Here is a 16,295-nt window from a genome sequence, read left to right as displayed (position 1 = left end):
TCCACTTCCCCTCTTAATCCAACTTGATTGGCCGATCTAGCTCATAAAGCCTGCGATACCGCGGTTCACTCGCCATAAGTTCCGTGTGCGTCCCTTGCATCAAAATCGAGCCTTCCTCAAGGAAAACGACCGTATCCATTTTTTCAGCACCAACCAAGTGATGCGTCACCCAAATAACAGATTTCCCTTCAAGCGTCTCAAAAATCGTCTGCAAAAGTTCGCGTTCCGTAATCGGATCGAGTCCAACCGTTGGCTCATCCAAAATAACAATCGGCGTATCCTGCAAAAGAATCCGAGCGAGTGCAATCCTTTGACGTTCCCCGCCAGAAAAGCGCGCCCCCATCTCCGTCATTTGCGTATGATAACCATCTGGCATGCTCATAATAAAGTCATGCATCTTAACTTGACGTGCCGCCTCATACACTTCCTCGTCCGTCGCATCCTGATTCCCCATCCGGATATTATTTAGCACCGATGTGCTAAATAAATGCGCCTTCTGATTGAGCATCGAGACCACTTCCGCCATCTGCGGCCGAATTTCTTCCACCTTGACTCCGTTCATCAACACCTCACCACTAGTCGGCGTAAGCGCACCTTGTACAAGTTTCAAAAAGGTAGACTTCCCGGTTCCACTTCGCCCGATCATCGCCACTTTTTGCCCTTGCTCAAGCTTAAAATCAAACTGGTTCAAGACAAACGGACTTTTTTCATTATACTGGAACGAAAGCGCCCGAGCCTCAAGTGCTACGCTCTTCGTTTCGATACGCACATTTTGTTCAAGCTCATGTTCAAAGTCAGGTAAACTTGAATCTTCAATTTTGTCTAGCCGGTCGAGTGAATCTTGATAAAGCGATTTATCACTAACGGCGCTTGAAACCGGCACAAAAGCTTCACCAAGCGACATAATGGCTAGTACGAAGGCAGCAATGAAGGTTCCATTAAATGCGCCATCATGAGCCTGTCCTGCGCTCCAGTAAACCATTACGACAACGGTTGCTCCGACAATCAGCTGGCTGAAAAAGTCCCGCCAATTGACGAAGTGAAATTGTTTGGTTTCCACTTTTAACAGCTCTTTTTCATCTTTTTCATAGCCTTTGATAAAGCTTTTTTCGCGACCGCTAAACATCCAGTCACTTAAGCCAAAAACGGCATCCGTAAACTGGCTATAAAGACCATTTCTCCCTTGCTTCAAATAAGCATTCTTCCCTTTTGCATAAAGCAGCGAAAGCCAAGGTAAAACAAAGACGAGCAAGCCAATCAAAATGAGCATCAAAATCGCGAATGGAATCGAGAAAGCCCCCAGTGCGATGAGAACGCCGGCGTAGAGAACCACGCTCACAACGGCAGGGAACATCGTCGTCAAGTAAAAGTTTTGTAGATGTTCAATGTCATCCGCAAGCAAGCCTAAAATATCCCCGGTCCGGTAGCGCGATTTAATTAGTAGCGCCTGCGGTTCCAGAATGCGGTAGAGTCTGACGCGCATTTTCTCCAAAATCTTTAAAACGAGCGAGTGACTCGAAAGTCGTTCAACATAACGAGAAACGGATCGCATAATCCCGAACGCGCGCACGCCAACGGTTGACACGTAAACGGCCATAATCGACTCCGGCATGAGTGAAGATTTCGAAATCAAATGCCCTGAGGTGAACATCAAAGCGGCACCTGCAGAAAATGTGAGTACACCGAGGAATGTAACGAGAATAAACAGTCTGAGATTTTCTTTGATATAAGGACCGATCCAACTGTTTTTAAGCATTATATCTCCTCCAACTGAGCTTTTACTAGCTTGTAGTAAAACCCTTTTCTCGCAAGCAACTCATCGTGTGTCCCGGTCTCAACAATTTGTCCCTTATCGAGTACAATGATCCGGTCCATTTCGAGCATCCAGTGCAGTCGGTGCGTCGCAAAGAACACAAGCCGATTCTCGAAAAGTTCAAGCATGGGCGCCTTTAGCTCTGCTTCCGTTTCAATATCCAGATGCGCAGTCGGTTCGTCAAGCAAGACTACTTTTCGATTCGACAAAAATGCCCGCGCAAGCGCAACCCGCTGTTCCTGGCCGCCGCTAAGTGTCCGTCCAGCTTCCCCAACAACCGTTCCGTACCCGGCGTCTAAACTAGCTACGACGCTTGCAAGACCTGCCGCACTTGCTGCACGTTCCACTTCTTCTTGTGTGGAATCTGGATGGTAAAACTTGATGTTCCCGGCGATCGTATCATGAAATAAGTATGGATGTTGCGGAATGTAAGTGACCTGCTGTTGCCAAGCTGCATCCGAAAGCATCACTTGCTTTTTAGCATTCATTTCAAAATGCCCTTCTGTCGGCACCAAAAAGCCACTCAAAATGTCAATCATGGTCGATTTGCCGGCGCCGGTTGCACCGATGATGCCAATTTTTTCGTAGCCGTTTACTTCGAAGTTAGCCCCAGCAAGCGATGCGGTCTCACCGCTGTCATGCCGCACGGAGATGCCTTCCATCGCAAAACGAGTCGTTTCACCGTAAGCATCTGCTGGCTCCCCTGGATGCGACGCTTTTTCCTTTTCGCCGCGATCAATGATCGTCTGGATATTCCGACCAGCATCTTGCCCATCAAGTGTGGCGTGATAGTCAGTTCCCAGTTCGCGAACGGGCAGGAAGTATTCTGGCGCTAAAATCAAGATCGCTAGCGCCACATATAGCGTGATTGTGCCATTAATTAAGCCTAGCCCTAAGAACAGCGCCACAATGGCAATCGAAAGCATCGTAAAGAAGTCGAGCGCAAACGAAGAAAGAAAGGCCACGCGAAGTGTTCGCATCGTCGCTCGTCTGTATCTTGCACTCGTGCCTTGGATACTTTTTTCGTGATTGTGGCTTAAGCCTAGATATTTGAGCGTTTCCAGTCCTTTTAGCGAGTCAACAAAGTGATTCGACAAAATCCGGTAAGACTCAAATTGTGAATCGGCTTGTTTTTTGGCGGCTAGCCCCAAAATAATGAGGAAAAGGATGAGGATTGGGAAAGTTACAAATAATATGAAAGCTGACGTCCCATTTTGCGTAAGCACGTAAATCCAGATCATCGCAGGGATGATGGCCATGTTCATAAATTTAGGCAAGAAAAGCTCAATGAAGCGTCTAAAATCTTGTACGCCTTCCATTACCATGGTCACAATTTTCCCTGTTCCTTCGGCACGGGTAAAGCGCGGACCAAGGATAAATAAATTGCTAAGGAGTTCTTCACGCATACGCTTTCCTGTTTCCGCTGCATAGCGGTAGACAATCCCCTTTTTCCAGACATTTAAAAAATGGCGTACAAAATACGCCCCAGTAAAGAGGATCATTTGTAACGCCACAGAGGACAGTGCCTCGCCGTGAAACAGGTCTGTCACTGCATCGGCGAGGGCACGAGCCAAAACGATGATCGCTGCACCTTGAATAAGTGTGAGGACAGCTAAAATCGCTAGTATTTTTTTAATACCTTTATATTTAAATAGATCTTTTCCCATTAATACGTCATTTTCTCCTTACTCGAAACACGTTTACGGAAAACATAGTAACTCCAGATTTGATAGCCGAGCACAAACGGCAACAAGGTTACCGCTACAATCGTCATCACGGTCAAAGAGTAATTTCCCGATGCCGCATTATAGATGGTCAAATCAAATGCTGAATCAATCGAACTGATCATTACACGTGGGAACAAGCCGACGAAAAGTGTTGCAACGGTAATTGCAATACCCAGTCCTCCGAAAGCGAAGGCCAATCCGTCGCGACCTTTCCACAAGAACACTGCTGAAAGCACGTACATCACAACAACGACCGCAATCATTAGTGGAACGAGTACTGGGCGTGCTTGGAAGATATCCGAGAAGAAGAACGCCATCACTACGAAAACAACAAGCACAGGGATTGTAATCCACCAAACTCGTTTAGCCATCCGGCGAGCTCGTTCTTGAATTTCAGCTTCAGTACGAATCGTAATAAACATCAAGCCATGAAGCAAGCACAGCATTGTTACAGTTAGGCCGCCCCAAACAGAGAAGACCGTGATGTAATCAAAGAAACCAGCGTGCATATTCATATCATGATTAATCGGCATTCCTTGAATCAAGCTCGCAAATAAAACGCCGAATAAGAAAGGTGGTAAGATACTGCCAACAAAAACCATCCAATCCCAGAAATTACGCCATGCAGCACTTGCTTTTTGATGACGGAATTCAAATGATACACCACGTGCAATAAGTGCAAGTAATAGAACGACAAACGGAATGTAGTAGCCGCTGAACATTGTCGCATACCAGTTTGGGAAAGCTGCAAAGATTGCGCCCCCTGCTGTTAGTAGCCAAACTTCATTGGCATCCCAGAACGGGCCAATTGTGTTTACAAGAACTCGCCGCTCCAAGTCGTTTCTTGCCATAAAGCGTGTAGACATTCCTACGCCGAAGTCAAACCCTTCAAGGAAGAAAAATCCGACGAACAAAACAGCGATCAACAGAAACCATAGCTCATTCAGTGACAATTTCGTCGCCCCCTTTATCAAATGGATCGACGGAAACTTTTTCTTGTTTCTTCTCACCATAAGGTCCTTTTTTGATTTCGCGAATAAATAGATAAACTAAAACAATCAATAAGATTGAATAAATCGTTGAGAAAGCGATAATCGAGAAGAGCAGTGAGCCTGCCGAAACGTTCGGCGAAACAGCATCTGCCGTCTTTTGATATCCGAAAACAACCCATGGTTGACGTCCGATTTCTGTCATGATCCAACCCATTGAGTTAGCTAAGAATGGGAAGAATAACATTGGAACCATTAGACGCAAATACCATTTAGCATTTTCAAGTTTCTTGCGCCATGCAAGTACAACGCCAATTAGTGCGAAAAGAATCATTAGCATTCCAGCAGCAACCATGATACGGAAGCTCCAGAATGAAGTGCGCACTGGTGGGATGTAATCGCCAGGTCCATATTGTTGTTCATATTGCGCTTGAAGTGTGTTCATTCCTTCTACCGAACCACTTAATGTGGAATAAGATAGGAAGCTAAGCGCATACGGAATTTCAATTGACCAGGTATTTTTACGGTTATCCACGTCAATTCCAGCAATCACTGTCCAAGGCGCTGGATCCGCGGTATCTTTCCAAACACCTTCAGTCGCAGCCATTTTCATTGGTTGTGTTTTAACCAAATATTGTGCTTGCGAGTGTCCGCTGAACGCTGTACCAAATCCACCGATAATAGCAAGTACAAGCGCTACTTGGAAAGAGCGTTTGAAGAAGTTTGTATCTTCTTTTTTAAGCATTTTATAAGCACTGATTCCTGCAACGAAGAAAGCTCCTGTTGCAAATGCACCGAAAATAACGTGCGGGAATTCAACAAGCAATTGACCATTCGTAATGAGTGCCCAGAAATCATTCATTTCAGCACGACCATTTTTAAATTCAAAGCCAACTGGGTGTTGCATAAACGAGTTAGCAGCAAGAATCCAGAAACTTGAAAGAATCGTACCGATCGAAACAAGCCAAATACATGCTAAATGAAGTTTTTTCCCAAGGCGATCCCAACCAAAAATCCACAGACCGATAAATGTCGATTCCATGAAGAAGGCAAGAAGTGCTTCAATAGCTAGCGGAGCACCAAATACGTCCCCTACGAAACGAGAATAATCGGACCAGTTCATCCCAAATTGGAATTCTTGGATGATCCCGGTTACGACACCGACTGCGAAGTTAATTAGAAACAAGTGTCCCCAAAACTTCGACATTCTTTTGTAAACATCTTTTCCTTTCACAACATACAACGTCTGCATGAGCGCAACCATGAACACGAGTCCAATGGATAGCGGCACGAACAGAAAGTGAAAGATCGTTGTTGATGCGAACTGGAAGCGGGCTAGAAACAAAGTATCCACCCTTTTCCCCTCCTTTTTTTGCGTTTTGCATGTCTTTTTCAAGCGCTTGCAAAGATTGTGAAAAAATTCGGCATCAACCACCAGCGGTTGTTCTTCTTTTCACAATCATAGGTAAATTTCACTACAAAATACTTTTTTCGCAAACACTATAAGAAAAATTATTAAACTAGAATTAGTTCTGTACACAGTATATTTTATCCTATTTCGTCTGAAAATCATTTAGTTCTTTAGTAACTTTTTTATAGATCGATGTACACAATTGAAACAGATAAAGTTGAAGCCTTTGCTAGACTTGAGCTAGAGTTTTGCTCGAAATTTCACATACAAAAATAAAAATAGGGATTCCCCTAAAATAGTAAAAAAGACTCACTCGTTTTTTTGGGACTTGTAATTTTTTTTACGCTCCCTTAAATCCTTAAAAAACGAGGTAAGCAATTCTGCCGTTTCTTGCTGAAGAAGACCTTTTTCCACTTCACAGGTGTGGTTGAAACGATCGTCTTCTAGCAGGTTCATCAACGTTCCTGCTGTTCCTGCTTTTGGGTCACTCGCTCCGTAGTAAACTTTATGAATCCGTGAAAGCAAGATGGCGCCGCTACACATGGGACAAGGTTCAAGTGTGACAAATAAATCTGCCCCCGAAAGTCTCCAAGAACCTCGATTGATGCAAGCATCTTGAATGGCTAGAAGCTCCGCGTGCGTAACTGCGTTTTGGGATGTTTCGCGTAAATTATGGCCACGACCAATAATTTCTCCATCCAATACTACAACTGCTCCAATCGGTACTTCTCCAAGCGCTCGTGCTTTTTCAGCTTCTTTTATTGCTTCTCGCATAAACTCCTCTTTTTCCACTTCTGTTCCTCACTTCTCAACCGTTTTTTTCATCTTAGCATAATCTCGCTTTTCTTTACAGTTGCTTTTTAGATTTAAATATATTACCATGTTTTAATATCAGGTACTAATTTTTTAAAAGGAGGAAATCTATTTTGTATTCAGAAAACTTAGTTGCACCCGAACTTTATAATATTACGGACGAAATCACAAAATTTGCCTCTGATAAAACGGCATTGATTTGGAAGTCTCCAAACGAACCTGAAAGAAGCTGGAGCTATAACGAGCTACTTTCTGAAGCACGCAAATTTGCAAATGTCGTTACTCAAGCAGGAATTAAAAAAGGAGATCATGTTATTGTGATCACGCCTCGCTTGCTTGAAACTTATTCGATTTATATGGGGTTATGGATGGCTGGTGCCATTATTATTCCTGCATCTGAACTTTTGAAAGCACACGACCTTGAATATCGCATCCACCAAGCCGGCGTAAAAGGAATCATTGCTTACGCAGGAATCCATCAAGAAGTTAATAAAATTCCAGATATTGCTTCCTTAGTAAAAATGCGCATTCTACTTAATGAAACAGACTCAGAATGGACAAGTTACGAAGCTGTCATGGCAGAGGCTTCTGATACTTTTACACCCGTTGAAACTCACCGAGATGATCCATGTTTACTTGCTTTCACAAGTGGAACAACTGGAAACCCGAAAGGCGTAGTGCACGTTCATGGCTGGGGTTACGCCCATATTCGGATTGCGGCTGATCACTGGCTTGATATTCGTGAAAATGACCGCGTTTGGGCTACAGCTGGCCCTGGATGGCAAAAATGGATTTGGTCACCGTTTCTTTCTGTTCTCGGAAAAGGCGCAACGGGATTCATGTACAGCGGACGTTTCTCACCTGAAAACCAACTGAAATTGCTAGAACAGCAGCAAATTAATGTCCTTTGCTGTACGCCGACCGAGTATCGTTTAATGGTCAAAGTTCCAAACTTGGATAGATTCGATTTATCTCATCTTAGAAGCGCCGTTTCTGCCGGAGAACCGCTCAACCGCGAAGTTATCAATGTTTTCCAAGATACATTCGGAATCAAAGTACGTGATGGTTATGGTCAAACTGAAAGCACACTTCTGATTGGCACGCTGGTTGATACTCCAATCCGCCCAGGTTCGATGGGAAAACCCATCATGCCTGAATATATGGCTATTGTCGATGAAGCTGGCAACTCAGTTCCACAAGGTGAAATTGGTGATATTGCGGTTCAGAAAAATTTCCCGGCGCTCTTTAAAATGTATTATAAAGAGCCTGAACGGCTGGAAAAAGCCATCCGTGGCAATTATTTCGTCACTGGGGACCGGGCTTACGCCGATGAATCTAATTATTACTGGTTTCAAGGACGCAATGACGATATTATTATCAGTTCAGGATACACCATTGGGCCGTTTGAAGTTGAAGACGCGCTCACGCACCACGAAGCCGTAAAAGAAGTTGCGGTTGTGGCAAGCCCAGACGAAATTCGTGGCACCGTCGTGAAAGCCTTCATTGTGCTCAAGGATGGTTACACGGGCAGTGATGAGCTAAAACGAGAACTACAAATGTTTACCAAGAAAATCACCGCCCCGTATAAATATCCGCGCCGAATTGAATTTGTGAATTCGCTCCCTAAAACGGATTCTGGGAAAATTAGACGCGTAGCGCTGCGCGAACAAGAATTTGCGAAACTTAAAAATTAAACAAAAACGATCTCCCTAATAGTTCAGATGGAAACTGGACTTACAAGGGAGATCGTCTTTTTAAAGCAAAAACCGGCAAGAAACAAAACTGCCGGTTTTCACTCAACTATTAATTTCTTTTTCTTAAGTACATGCCTGCTAGTACAGCAAGTAATGTACCTGCTGCTGCAAGTCCGCCTGTTTCTGCATCCCCAGTTTTTGGAAGTGCTGCTGGATCAGCTTTTTTCGCAACTGTTTTTACAACTGGCGCCGCTGGTTTAGCCGGTTTAACTGGTTTTTTCACTGTTTGAAGAGGCTTGATGCCTGTGTTCTCCAAAAGACTTGTATGTCCGTAAGTGTAAATGCCAATGTCACTTATTTCGCCAGTTTCAAGGATAAACGACCAGATAAGGACAACCGAACCACTCTTCAGTGGTGTTGTCAAATGAATGTGGAAGTTTCCGTTTGCATCTGCAATCGCTTCGCCAATAACGCCGCCATTTTCATTTCCTAATTGTACATGAGCGTTTGGTTTTGTTGTTCCATAAACGTCTGTCGCAGTTGATTTCACTGGATCAATTCGTGGTGCTGCATAATCAAACATATCTTCATCATCAATTACCGTATAAGTAAGCGTAACTCGAGATTCATTTCCCGCTGCATCACGTGCTACGATTACCGCAGAAAATGTACCAACTTTTGATGTATTAAGTGTTGTCGATCCATCCGCAAAGAAGACCTCGTAGTCACCAGAGTTATCCGATACGTCTACTAATTCGTCTGCGAACCATTCTTCATCTAGCGAGAATTCAGGATTATTTTCAAATAAGCTCAAAACAGGTGCTTTTGTATCAACTACTGTGTAGCTTACAGTGATTTCTTCTGTTGTTGTGCCATCTGTTGCTTCAATTACAACTGATTTCTTCCCAATTGTTGAAAGAACTGGATTTGTTTTAAAGCTTAGTGCCACACCAGATTTTCCTTCTGCAAAGTATGCAGGTGTAACGCTTGAATTAATTTCTACGCTCACGTTTGCTTTTGCTACAGCAAGTGGTGTTGTAACTTTCGCATCCTTTTCAGCTACAGCTTTTTTGTCGTCTGCTTTTACAGATTCTTTTGGCTTCGCTGCTTCTTGTGGTGCTTTTTCAGCTTGTTTATCTGTTCCTTGTTCTGGTTTCACTTCTGGAACATCTTTTTCAAGCTGTTTTGATTGATTTTCTTGCACGGCATCTTGCTGTTTGACTTCGTTTTGTACCTGACTTTCGCTAACTACCTTTTCGGCTTTGTCTACTTCTGGTGCCTCTACTGCAAGTACAGAACTTGGTAAAAACAAGCCCATCGACAAAGCTAAAACTCCACAACTTACCTTTATAGTCTTTTTCATCTCGATTCTCCCTTTTTCATGAAGTTTTGAATGGCTTAAGCTCCTAATCAGAACCGCTCCATTCCATATAAGTATAGCAACGAAATTCACAAGAAACTAGCAAATCTTTCGCTAAACGGAAGGTTTTTTCATTGTTTGTCACAAAATGTTCACATTCATTTACATTCCAACGGAGCCGGGGCCTTCTTCATAGCAAAGCAACATTTTTAACAGTAGGCAACTAGCCCACCTTTTTATCGTAAAAAGTTCTGAAATCACAATGCTTTTCATTCATGATTAGTAACACTGTCTATGTTAGAATAAAGGCAACTAAACAAGATATCTTTCGATAAGAAAAAGGGGGTAATATTACCATGGATTTTTTGTTTAGTAGAAAGCAAGATGCTTTGTATAAACTACTAACCACCTTATATTCTGACAATCGTTTTTGGACATTAGATGAGCTCGCAGTAAAAACAACCCTTTCTCGCCCAACTGTTCAAACCTACTTACAAATAATCCCTCAATTACTAAAGCCGCTCGGAAAAGATGTTTGCTTGATTAAATCCTTTAAGGGAAGTTATTTATACAAGGTCCCATCTATCAGTTTCAATCGTATTCGTTTATTAATCCTTAAAGATTCTATCCCCTTTAATTTTATTAATTCCGTCGCTTTTAAAAAGCACTCTTCTTTATCTTCTTTTTGCGAAGAAAATTACATTAGCAAGTCTCATTTTTATAAGATCATTCAAGAAAGCAAGGCATTTTTAGAACAATATGATCTTGCTTTTGATTTCACAAACATGCAATTTGTAGGGCGTGAAAAAGATATTCGTTATTTTTTATTTGCTTTTTTATGGGAATGTTATGGGGGGATTGAATGGCCTTTTCACGTTAATAAAAATGATTTTTACTTTGAAAAACAACGTAATGAAGTAAGCAAAGAGTTTAGTATTACTTTTCATTACGTAGAACAATGGCGCCACTCTTTTCTAGCTGCTGTCACTAAACTTCGCCTTGAACAAAGTCACAAAATTGACACAGCCGAGATCTCAACAGTTACAATGATGCCGGCTTTAGCTAAAATTGTTAGAAGCATTATTTCTCAAACAACCGCTCCTTTAAACATCATTGAAAATGAAACTAAATATCTCTATAAAATGATTCGAATTAATATTTGGAAATCTTTAGAGTATGTCGACAAAAAATTGATTATTCAAGAATATAGAGCAGAGTCCCCTCCAAATCACGCTTTCTCTAAACGAATACTAGACCTCATTAAAACCAATTTTGGATTAGATTTATCGCAAAATGAAGAAGCTATCTACTCGTTATTAGTAATCGGCAGCCATTCAGAGTACATGGGCAATGTTGCACGTGAAATGTATATGCAGCAAAAAATTGCTTACTATAAAGAGCGATTTCCTGGTTACAGTCAGCTACTTGATGATACTCTGGCACAATTATCTTCAGAAGAAAAATTCAGCTCTTTCATTCAAGCTAGAGACTTTCTATTTTTACAGCTCACTTATGTCATCGAAACTCACAAAAATTTAGCCACATTTGATCCACAACTTATCGTGTGGGTCACTCATTCAAGTTACAGTAATAAAGTAAAACGAATTGAAGCTATTGTCAAAAAGTATTCACCTTTTCACTTGGAAATCCACACGGGGCATTCTCCACCCAAAAATTGCGATTTAATCCTTAGCGATGTTGAATTGCCGGAATTTAAAAAACAAAACATTTATATATACAGTGATCCACCCATCGTTGGAGAAATCAAACGTATTGAGAGAATATTAAAACAGCTGAACAATAAAAACCAAAAAAAACATAAGCTTTATAAAACTTAACTCATTAGTCTACAGTAAAATAAGCTTCTTACATCATTCTCCACTTTTAGAACTAAAATAATACTTTTTAAAAGAGACTTTTACCATCAAGAAAACTAATTTGAATTATCATATGGTCGATATTTTTTCCGCAAGGAGGGCTGATTATTCGCACGTTCAATTACTTCCACTCGATAATAAAGTACAGCCCCTCCTTTTTTTATTCGTGTTAATTTCTGCCTATTCACTAAGGAATAAAAATTTTGCTTTGAAATTTGCAAAATATTAAGAGCTTCCTCCGTTGATAAAAAATAGCTGTTCAAGAATTCAAGCTGTTCTTGTTTAGAAAAATACTGATCCACTTAACTTCCTCCTTGATTTATTTTTTTGTATAGATGTATCCATTTTTTAAAATTATCATCAATTGAAAACTTATCATTGAGTGTCTGATAAGCTTTATCTGATAGTTGCCGCTGAAGCTCTGGACTTCGCAAGAAAAGTTCTAAAATCCTAGCCATCTTTTGATTCTCTCCTGGTCGAACAGTATAGCCATTCTCTCCATCTTGAATAATCTGTGGAATTCCTCCAACATCTGTTGAAATATTAGGGATGCCATAAGACATTGTTTCCAAAATAGCCATTGGCAAACCTTCTTGATACGATGGTAAAAGGTGAACTGCAGCATGTTTCATCACTTCGCTCTTCATTTTGTCATCTAACCATCCACCCACACTTATATTTGACAATTCCAAATCCTTTATTTTTTGTTGAATCTTATTAACTTCTCCATCACCATACAAGATAAATTTCACATCCGGCATGGTAGTTGCTACTTGCTTCGCAATATTCAAAATATCATAACTGCCCTTTCGCTCACCTATCTTTCCGAATGTAACAATTAATTTCTGATTGGTCGCATAAGGGTTTTTTTTCGGTATAAAAACCGCGTTTTCAATGATTGAAATTTTAGTGTTGGTCAATCCCCAATAGAATTGTGCCCATTCTTGACTTAAAACAACTACTTCATCAACTCTGTTAAAAACTTTACCAATCCATTTCTTCATAAATGTAGGTTGTACTTCATAAAATGTGTCAAATTGAGAAGCGTGCATGTGAAAAAGCGTGTGATATTTCTTTGGGACAGCTGCTAGCAAGAATGCTTTTCGAAAAAAGCTTCCCTTTTGTGCTACATGGAAATGAATTAAATCAATTTGTTGTTGCTTAAGTGTCTTCCGAATTTGAAAAAAACATTTAATAGCTGTCCAAATCCTATGCTTTTCACGCCAACTTGTTAAAAAGATGATTTGACAATCCGTGTAGGTAAAGCTCTTAAAGTTGTTCAGCACTGTTGCCATCCCGCCTTTAGCTTTACTATCTGGTCCTATCATCAAAATTTTCATAAACGTCACTCCCAGTATTACCTTTATTAATCCATTTTTTAAAATAATTTATGATCTCATTAACTACTTGATAATAAATAAGCGTAATAACCACTAGTAGTGTTATTCCAAGCAAAAAACTTACAACACCATCCTTATAAAAAGTGGCATAAAATGCATACATCACTAAACAACTAACAGAAATAGAAAACTTTTTAGTTCCATAATCGACTTTGTAATACCGGGTGGAAAAATAAGTTCTTAGCATATAAAAGAGAATGTACGATAAGCCTGTGGATACCGCAGCTCCTACAGCACCAATAACAGGAACCAGTAGAATATTTCCTAACAAATTTACAGCAAATACAAAGATCGTAATAAAAATATGCCAGCCTGTTTTCTTATAAAAATTTATGCCAATGACACTTATTTCGGAAACTGTGTACATTAATGGAATAAATACTAAGAATGGAACAATATGCTCAGCCTGTTGGTATTCAGCACCAAGTAAAGCTATAATGATCCCTTTACTCATTAAAACTATTACTGCAATCATTAACATGCTGTACGCCACTATTTGATGTGCATTATGGAAAAATTGAGTTTGCTTGGGATTTTTTTTGTATTTCTCATAACTAAGGGGTGTCCAAAACGCAGTAAAATTGATTTGTAGCATATTTAAAAGTGCGATAATTTTAAATGCGGCAAAATATAGCCCTACTTCGTTATATCCCGCCCAAATTCTGATAGTTATTCGATCTACCGACTGAAAAGCCAAAGTCATTAATAAAGTAATCATCAATGGAAAACCATACTTGATTCGCTCATAAAAAGTACTGTCGAGTTTCACGCCTTTTTGTTTGGAAAAATCCCAGAAATGAAACTCTATGCTTATAGCAATAATAGTTACTATGACCATAAATGTAATTTGTGCATAGATAAGGACTTCGTATTGGTCTCCTAATAAATAAGCGAAAACCAAGATTCCAATAAATTCGATTAGTTTATTTAGAACTTGAATTAACGAAAATAGTTTTCCTTTTTGTTGCATTCTAATAACTAGAGACGACCAAGTACTGAATATTCGCAGCAATACGTAAACAAGTAGCAAGCCTATTAAATATAAACTTGATTCTGAAAACAGCAACCGCGAAAAAATTTGATAAAAGCATAAAAAAAGTAATGCAATGCCAGCGTATAGCAATAAAGGCAGATACAAACTTTTTCGCAGCAAAACAGGACGTTTATTAGACTGCTCCTCATAAAAAAAGCGAATAAAGCTTTGATCAGAACCAAATAAAATTATTGCTGTCAACACCTCGACCACCAATAAAAATAACGATACTTTACCAAATTCTTCTGGTGACAAAAGTCGAGTAATCACCGGGGTGCTTAAAAACCCAATTAGCATTGCGATCCAACTTCCTACCGATATAGACAGAAACTTCGATAAGATTTTATTTCCACTATCCTTTTTATTCATTTCACATACGTTTCCATATCTTGTAAAAAAAGCAGAAACGTTACAACTTGATCTTTTTCAATGGTGGCCCCTTTTTGAAAAACAAATTCACAAGCTTTTCTCAATTCCACGTTTTTCACACGATTTATATTTATCTTTAGTTGGTCATTATAAAATTCCTTCAGTTCATTATTATTTTCGTACCAATAATCAAGTGGATTCATATGTTGTTTTGTTTTGTGCAGTCGCCCCGTCTTTTTTCGTAAATATTTTATGATCATTGAAGGAACTCGTATTAGTGGTACAGGCACACCTTTGATATTCATTATTCTGCCATTAATTTTTCCACCAACTTTTTCATACACAAAGTCCGCTGCTTGTGGGTAACATTTTTTTATCCATTTTATATAGATTCGATGACCATACCTGTACTCTAAAGGTAGCGAAAAGCAAAAATTAAGAAAGTCAACATCTAGAAATGGGGACAAAGTTTCTGTGTATTGATACATCGGTTTTAATCCAATATTCACTCCAGTTAATCCTCTATTATAAAACTTAAATAGCTCTTGATCTTCAATTTGAACTGCAACTTGAGATGAATACTTAACCCGTTTGATTAATTTTTGTGAAACAGCACCATCTCCTGGTGAAAATGCCCTCGCCTTGCTACCACTATAATAAGTCCCGAGAATTACATCTCCTAGCTGCCCGGTATGGACGATCCCAAATTTGTTAAAATTTATATTGTTTAACATATTTAGCGTGTGTGTAACACCTGCATTTTGACTACGACCACCTGTCAGTTGCACAGCTTCCCTTGATTTTCGCGATAAATATAAACCATTATCTAGGGCTTGAAACATCCATTCATGTTGTAGCACTTGCGTGATGTCTTTCGGTACAGTTTGATCCCAATAATCGGTTTGCGAAAAGGTGTAGTTGAGAATATCTTTATAACCCAAATCATGAGCTACCCAAGTTGTCATCCTAGAGTCTAGACCACCTCTTAAAGCCACTAAATGTCTATAGCCATACTCAGCATCCTTATCAAAAGCTCTTTTGACCGCTTGACGAAAGTATTGATCTATTTTTTTTATCGCTTCTTGTTCACTAATAGGTACAGGAGTATTTTTAATCAAATAAAACGGCTTCTCTTCTAAACTACCTTCAGAAGTAAATTCTAAATAATGACCTGGCGCTAGACGCTTTATTTCATTAAATAGTGTTTCTCGGCAAAGTGTATGTCCATGTGTTAGTAAACTATAAGCAGCATTTTCATTGATCTCAAAAGTCGTTCCGGTATGTTGATATATAAATTCCACCAATACTCGAAAATCCGTTCCAAAATAAAGAGTTTGGGTAGTAGCCGAAAAATAAATAAAAACTTCCTTATCTCCAATATGGTTCGTAAAAATCGTAAAAGTTGCGCGATCAAAATCAAAAAAGCACCCTGCAAAACTTCCTCTAAGCTTATCAAAAAAAGGGAACTTCTCCTTTTTACAATTTCTATTTATGTTCCGTATAAGAGATAACATATCCGCCTGAGCGTCAAGATTGTATTGCTCCATTAAATTTTTTTTATTAACAACAACGCCATCAAGTACCCAAAAACCTTCAGCATCCTCACTAAACACTTTATCTTTTTGAAATTTCTTATGTGTATGGCTGAAAATTTTACCGAATAAACCCTCTGATTCAATTAACTGCTCTTTATCTAAAAATAAATGTTTGCTTTTATCTTGGATCACTTTTTGCAGTTCAATTTTTTTATTGAGTTCTTTTTGATTTCTCGATATAAACCCAAAAAATCCTGACATTTCCTGCTCTTCC

General features: G+C 39.8%; 12 protein-coding genes. 2 read left to right on the top strand and 10 right to left on the bottom strand.

Annotated features, from left to right (window positions below; genetic code table 11):
- Positions 1-13 precede the first annotated feature (13 nt).
- From cydC to tadA, 5 genes are all read right to left on the bottom strand, one after another.
- Positions 14-1,756 carry a thiol reductant ABC exporter subunit CydC gene (gene cydC, locus UR08_RS10785; protein WP_115753635.1) on the bottom strand — a complete coding sequence of 581 codons (1,743 nt, stop codon included), beginning with the start codon at positions 1,754-1,756 and terminating at the stop codon, positions 14-16.
- A complete protein-coding gene (cydD, locus tag UR08_RS10780) occupies positions 1,756-3,480 on the bottom strand; it encodes a thiol reductant ABC exporter subunit CydD (protein WP_115753634.1) in 1,725 nt (574 codons plus the stop codon). Before cydD ends, cydC begins: the two co-directional genes overlap by 1 nt.
- Entirely contained in the window at positions 3,480-4,493 is a 1,014-nt protein-coding gene (gene cydB / locus UR08_RS10775) for a cytochrome d ubiquinol oxidase subunit II (RefSeq protein WP_115753633.1), read from the bottom strand. Before cydB ends, cydD begins: the two co-directional genes overlap by 1 nt.
- On the bottom strand, positions 4,480-5,883 hold the full coding sequence (locus tag UR08_RS10770; protein ID WP_115753632.1) for a cytochrome ubiquinol oxidase subunit I: 1,404 nt from the start codon (positions 5,881-5,883) through the stop codon (positions 4,480-4,482). Before UR08_RS10770 ends, cydB begins: the two co-directional genes overlap by 14 nt.
- 366 nt (positions 5,884-6,249) lie before the next feature.
- On the bottom strand, positions 6,250-6,732 hold the full coding sequence (gene tadA / locus UR08_RS10765) for a tRNA adenosine(34) deaminase TadA (RefSeq protein ID WP_115753631.1): 483 nt from the start codon (positions 6,730-6,732) through the stop codon (positions 6,250-6,252).
- 134 nt (positions 6,733-6,866) lie between these two features.
- Between tadA and UR08_RS10760 the strand changes: the two genes are divergently transcribed.
- Complete coding sequence (locus UR08_RS10760; RefSeq protein ID WP_115753630.1) at positions 6,867-8,447, top strand: acetate--CoA ligase; 1,581 nt, start codon at positions 6,867-6,869, stop codon at positions 8,445-8,447.
- A gap of 109 nt (positions 8,448-8,556) precedes the next feature.
- On the opposite strand, the gene UR08_RS10755 is transcribed toward UR08_RS10760, so the two are convergent.
- Positions 8,557-9,810, bottom strand: a complete 1,254-nt coding sequence (locus UR08_RS10755; RefSeq protein ID WP_115753629.1) for an LPXTG cell wall anchor domain-containing protein — start codon at positions 9,808-9,810, stop codon at positions 8,557-8,559.
- A 353-nt stretch (positions 9,811-10,163) separates the two neighbouring features.
- On the opposite strand from UR08_RS10755, the gene UR08_RS10750 reads away from it, so the two are divergent.
- Positions 10,164-11,645 carry an AcpB/EbpR/MafR family transcriptional regulator gene (locus tag UR08_RS10750; protein WP_115753628.1) on the top strand — a complete coding sequence of 494 codons (1,482 nt, stop codon included), beginning with the start codon at positions 10,164-10,166 and terminating at the stop codon, positions 11,643-11,645.
- 95 nt (positions 11,646-11,740) lie between these two features.
- Here the strand turns inward: UR08_RS10750 and UR08_RS10745 are convergent, their stop codons facing one another.
- Genes UR08_RS10745 through UR08_RS10730 form a run of 4 tightly spaced genes read right to left on the bottom strand, consistent with a single transcriptional unit; the run spans position 11,741 to position 16,282 of the window.
- The gene (locus tag UR08_RS10745; RefSeq protein WP_115753627.1) at positions 11,741-11,986 is read right to left on the bottom strand and encodes a helix-turn-helix domain-containing protein; all 246 of its coding nucleotides are present in this window, start codon (positions 11,984-11,986) and stop codon (positions 11,741-11,743) included.
- Complete coding sequence (locus tag UR08_RS10740; RefSeq protein WP_115753626.1) at positions 11,987-13,024, bottom strand: glycosyltransferase family 4 protein; 1,038 nt, start codon at positions 13,022-13,024, stop codon at positions 11,987-11,989.
- Positions 12,996-14,486 (bottom strand): lipopolysaccharide biosynthesis protein, encoded by a 1,491-nt coding sequence (locus UR08_RS10735; RefSeq protein ID WP_115753625.1) that lies wholly within the window; start codon positions 14,484-14,486, stop codon positions 12,996-12,998. The genes UR08_RS10740 and UR08_RS10735 overlap by 29 nt, the downstream gene beginning before the upstream one ends.
- Complete coding sequence (locus UR08_RS10730; RefSeq protein WP_240616077.1) at positions 14,483-16,282, bottom strand: asparagine synthetase B family protein; 1,800 nt, start codon at positions 16,280-16,282, stop codon at positions 14,483-14,485. Before UR08_RS10730 ends, UR08_RS10735 begins: the two co-directional genes overlap by 4 nt.
- Between the last annotated feature and the right edge of the window lie 13 nt (positions 16,283-16,295).

It is taken from the genome of Listeria kieliensis, from assembly GCF_003369925.1.
Lineage (GTDB): Bacteria > Bacillota > Bacilli > Lactobacillales > Listeriaceae > Listeria > Listeria kieliensis_A.
The sequence above is the reverse complement of the archived record's forward strand: the minus strand, read 5'-3'. Positions and strand labels throughout refer to the sequence as shown.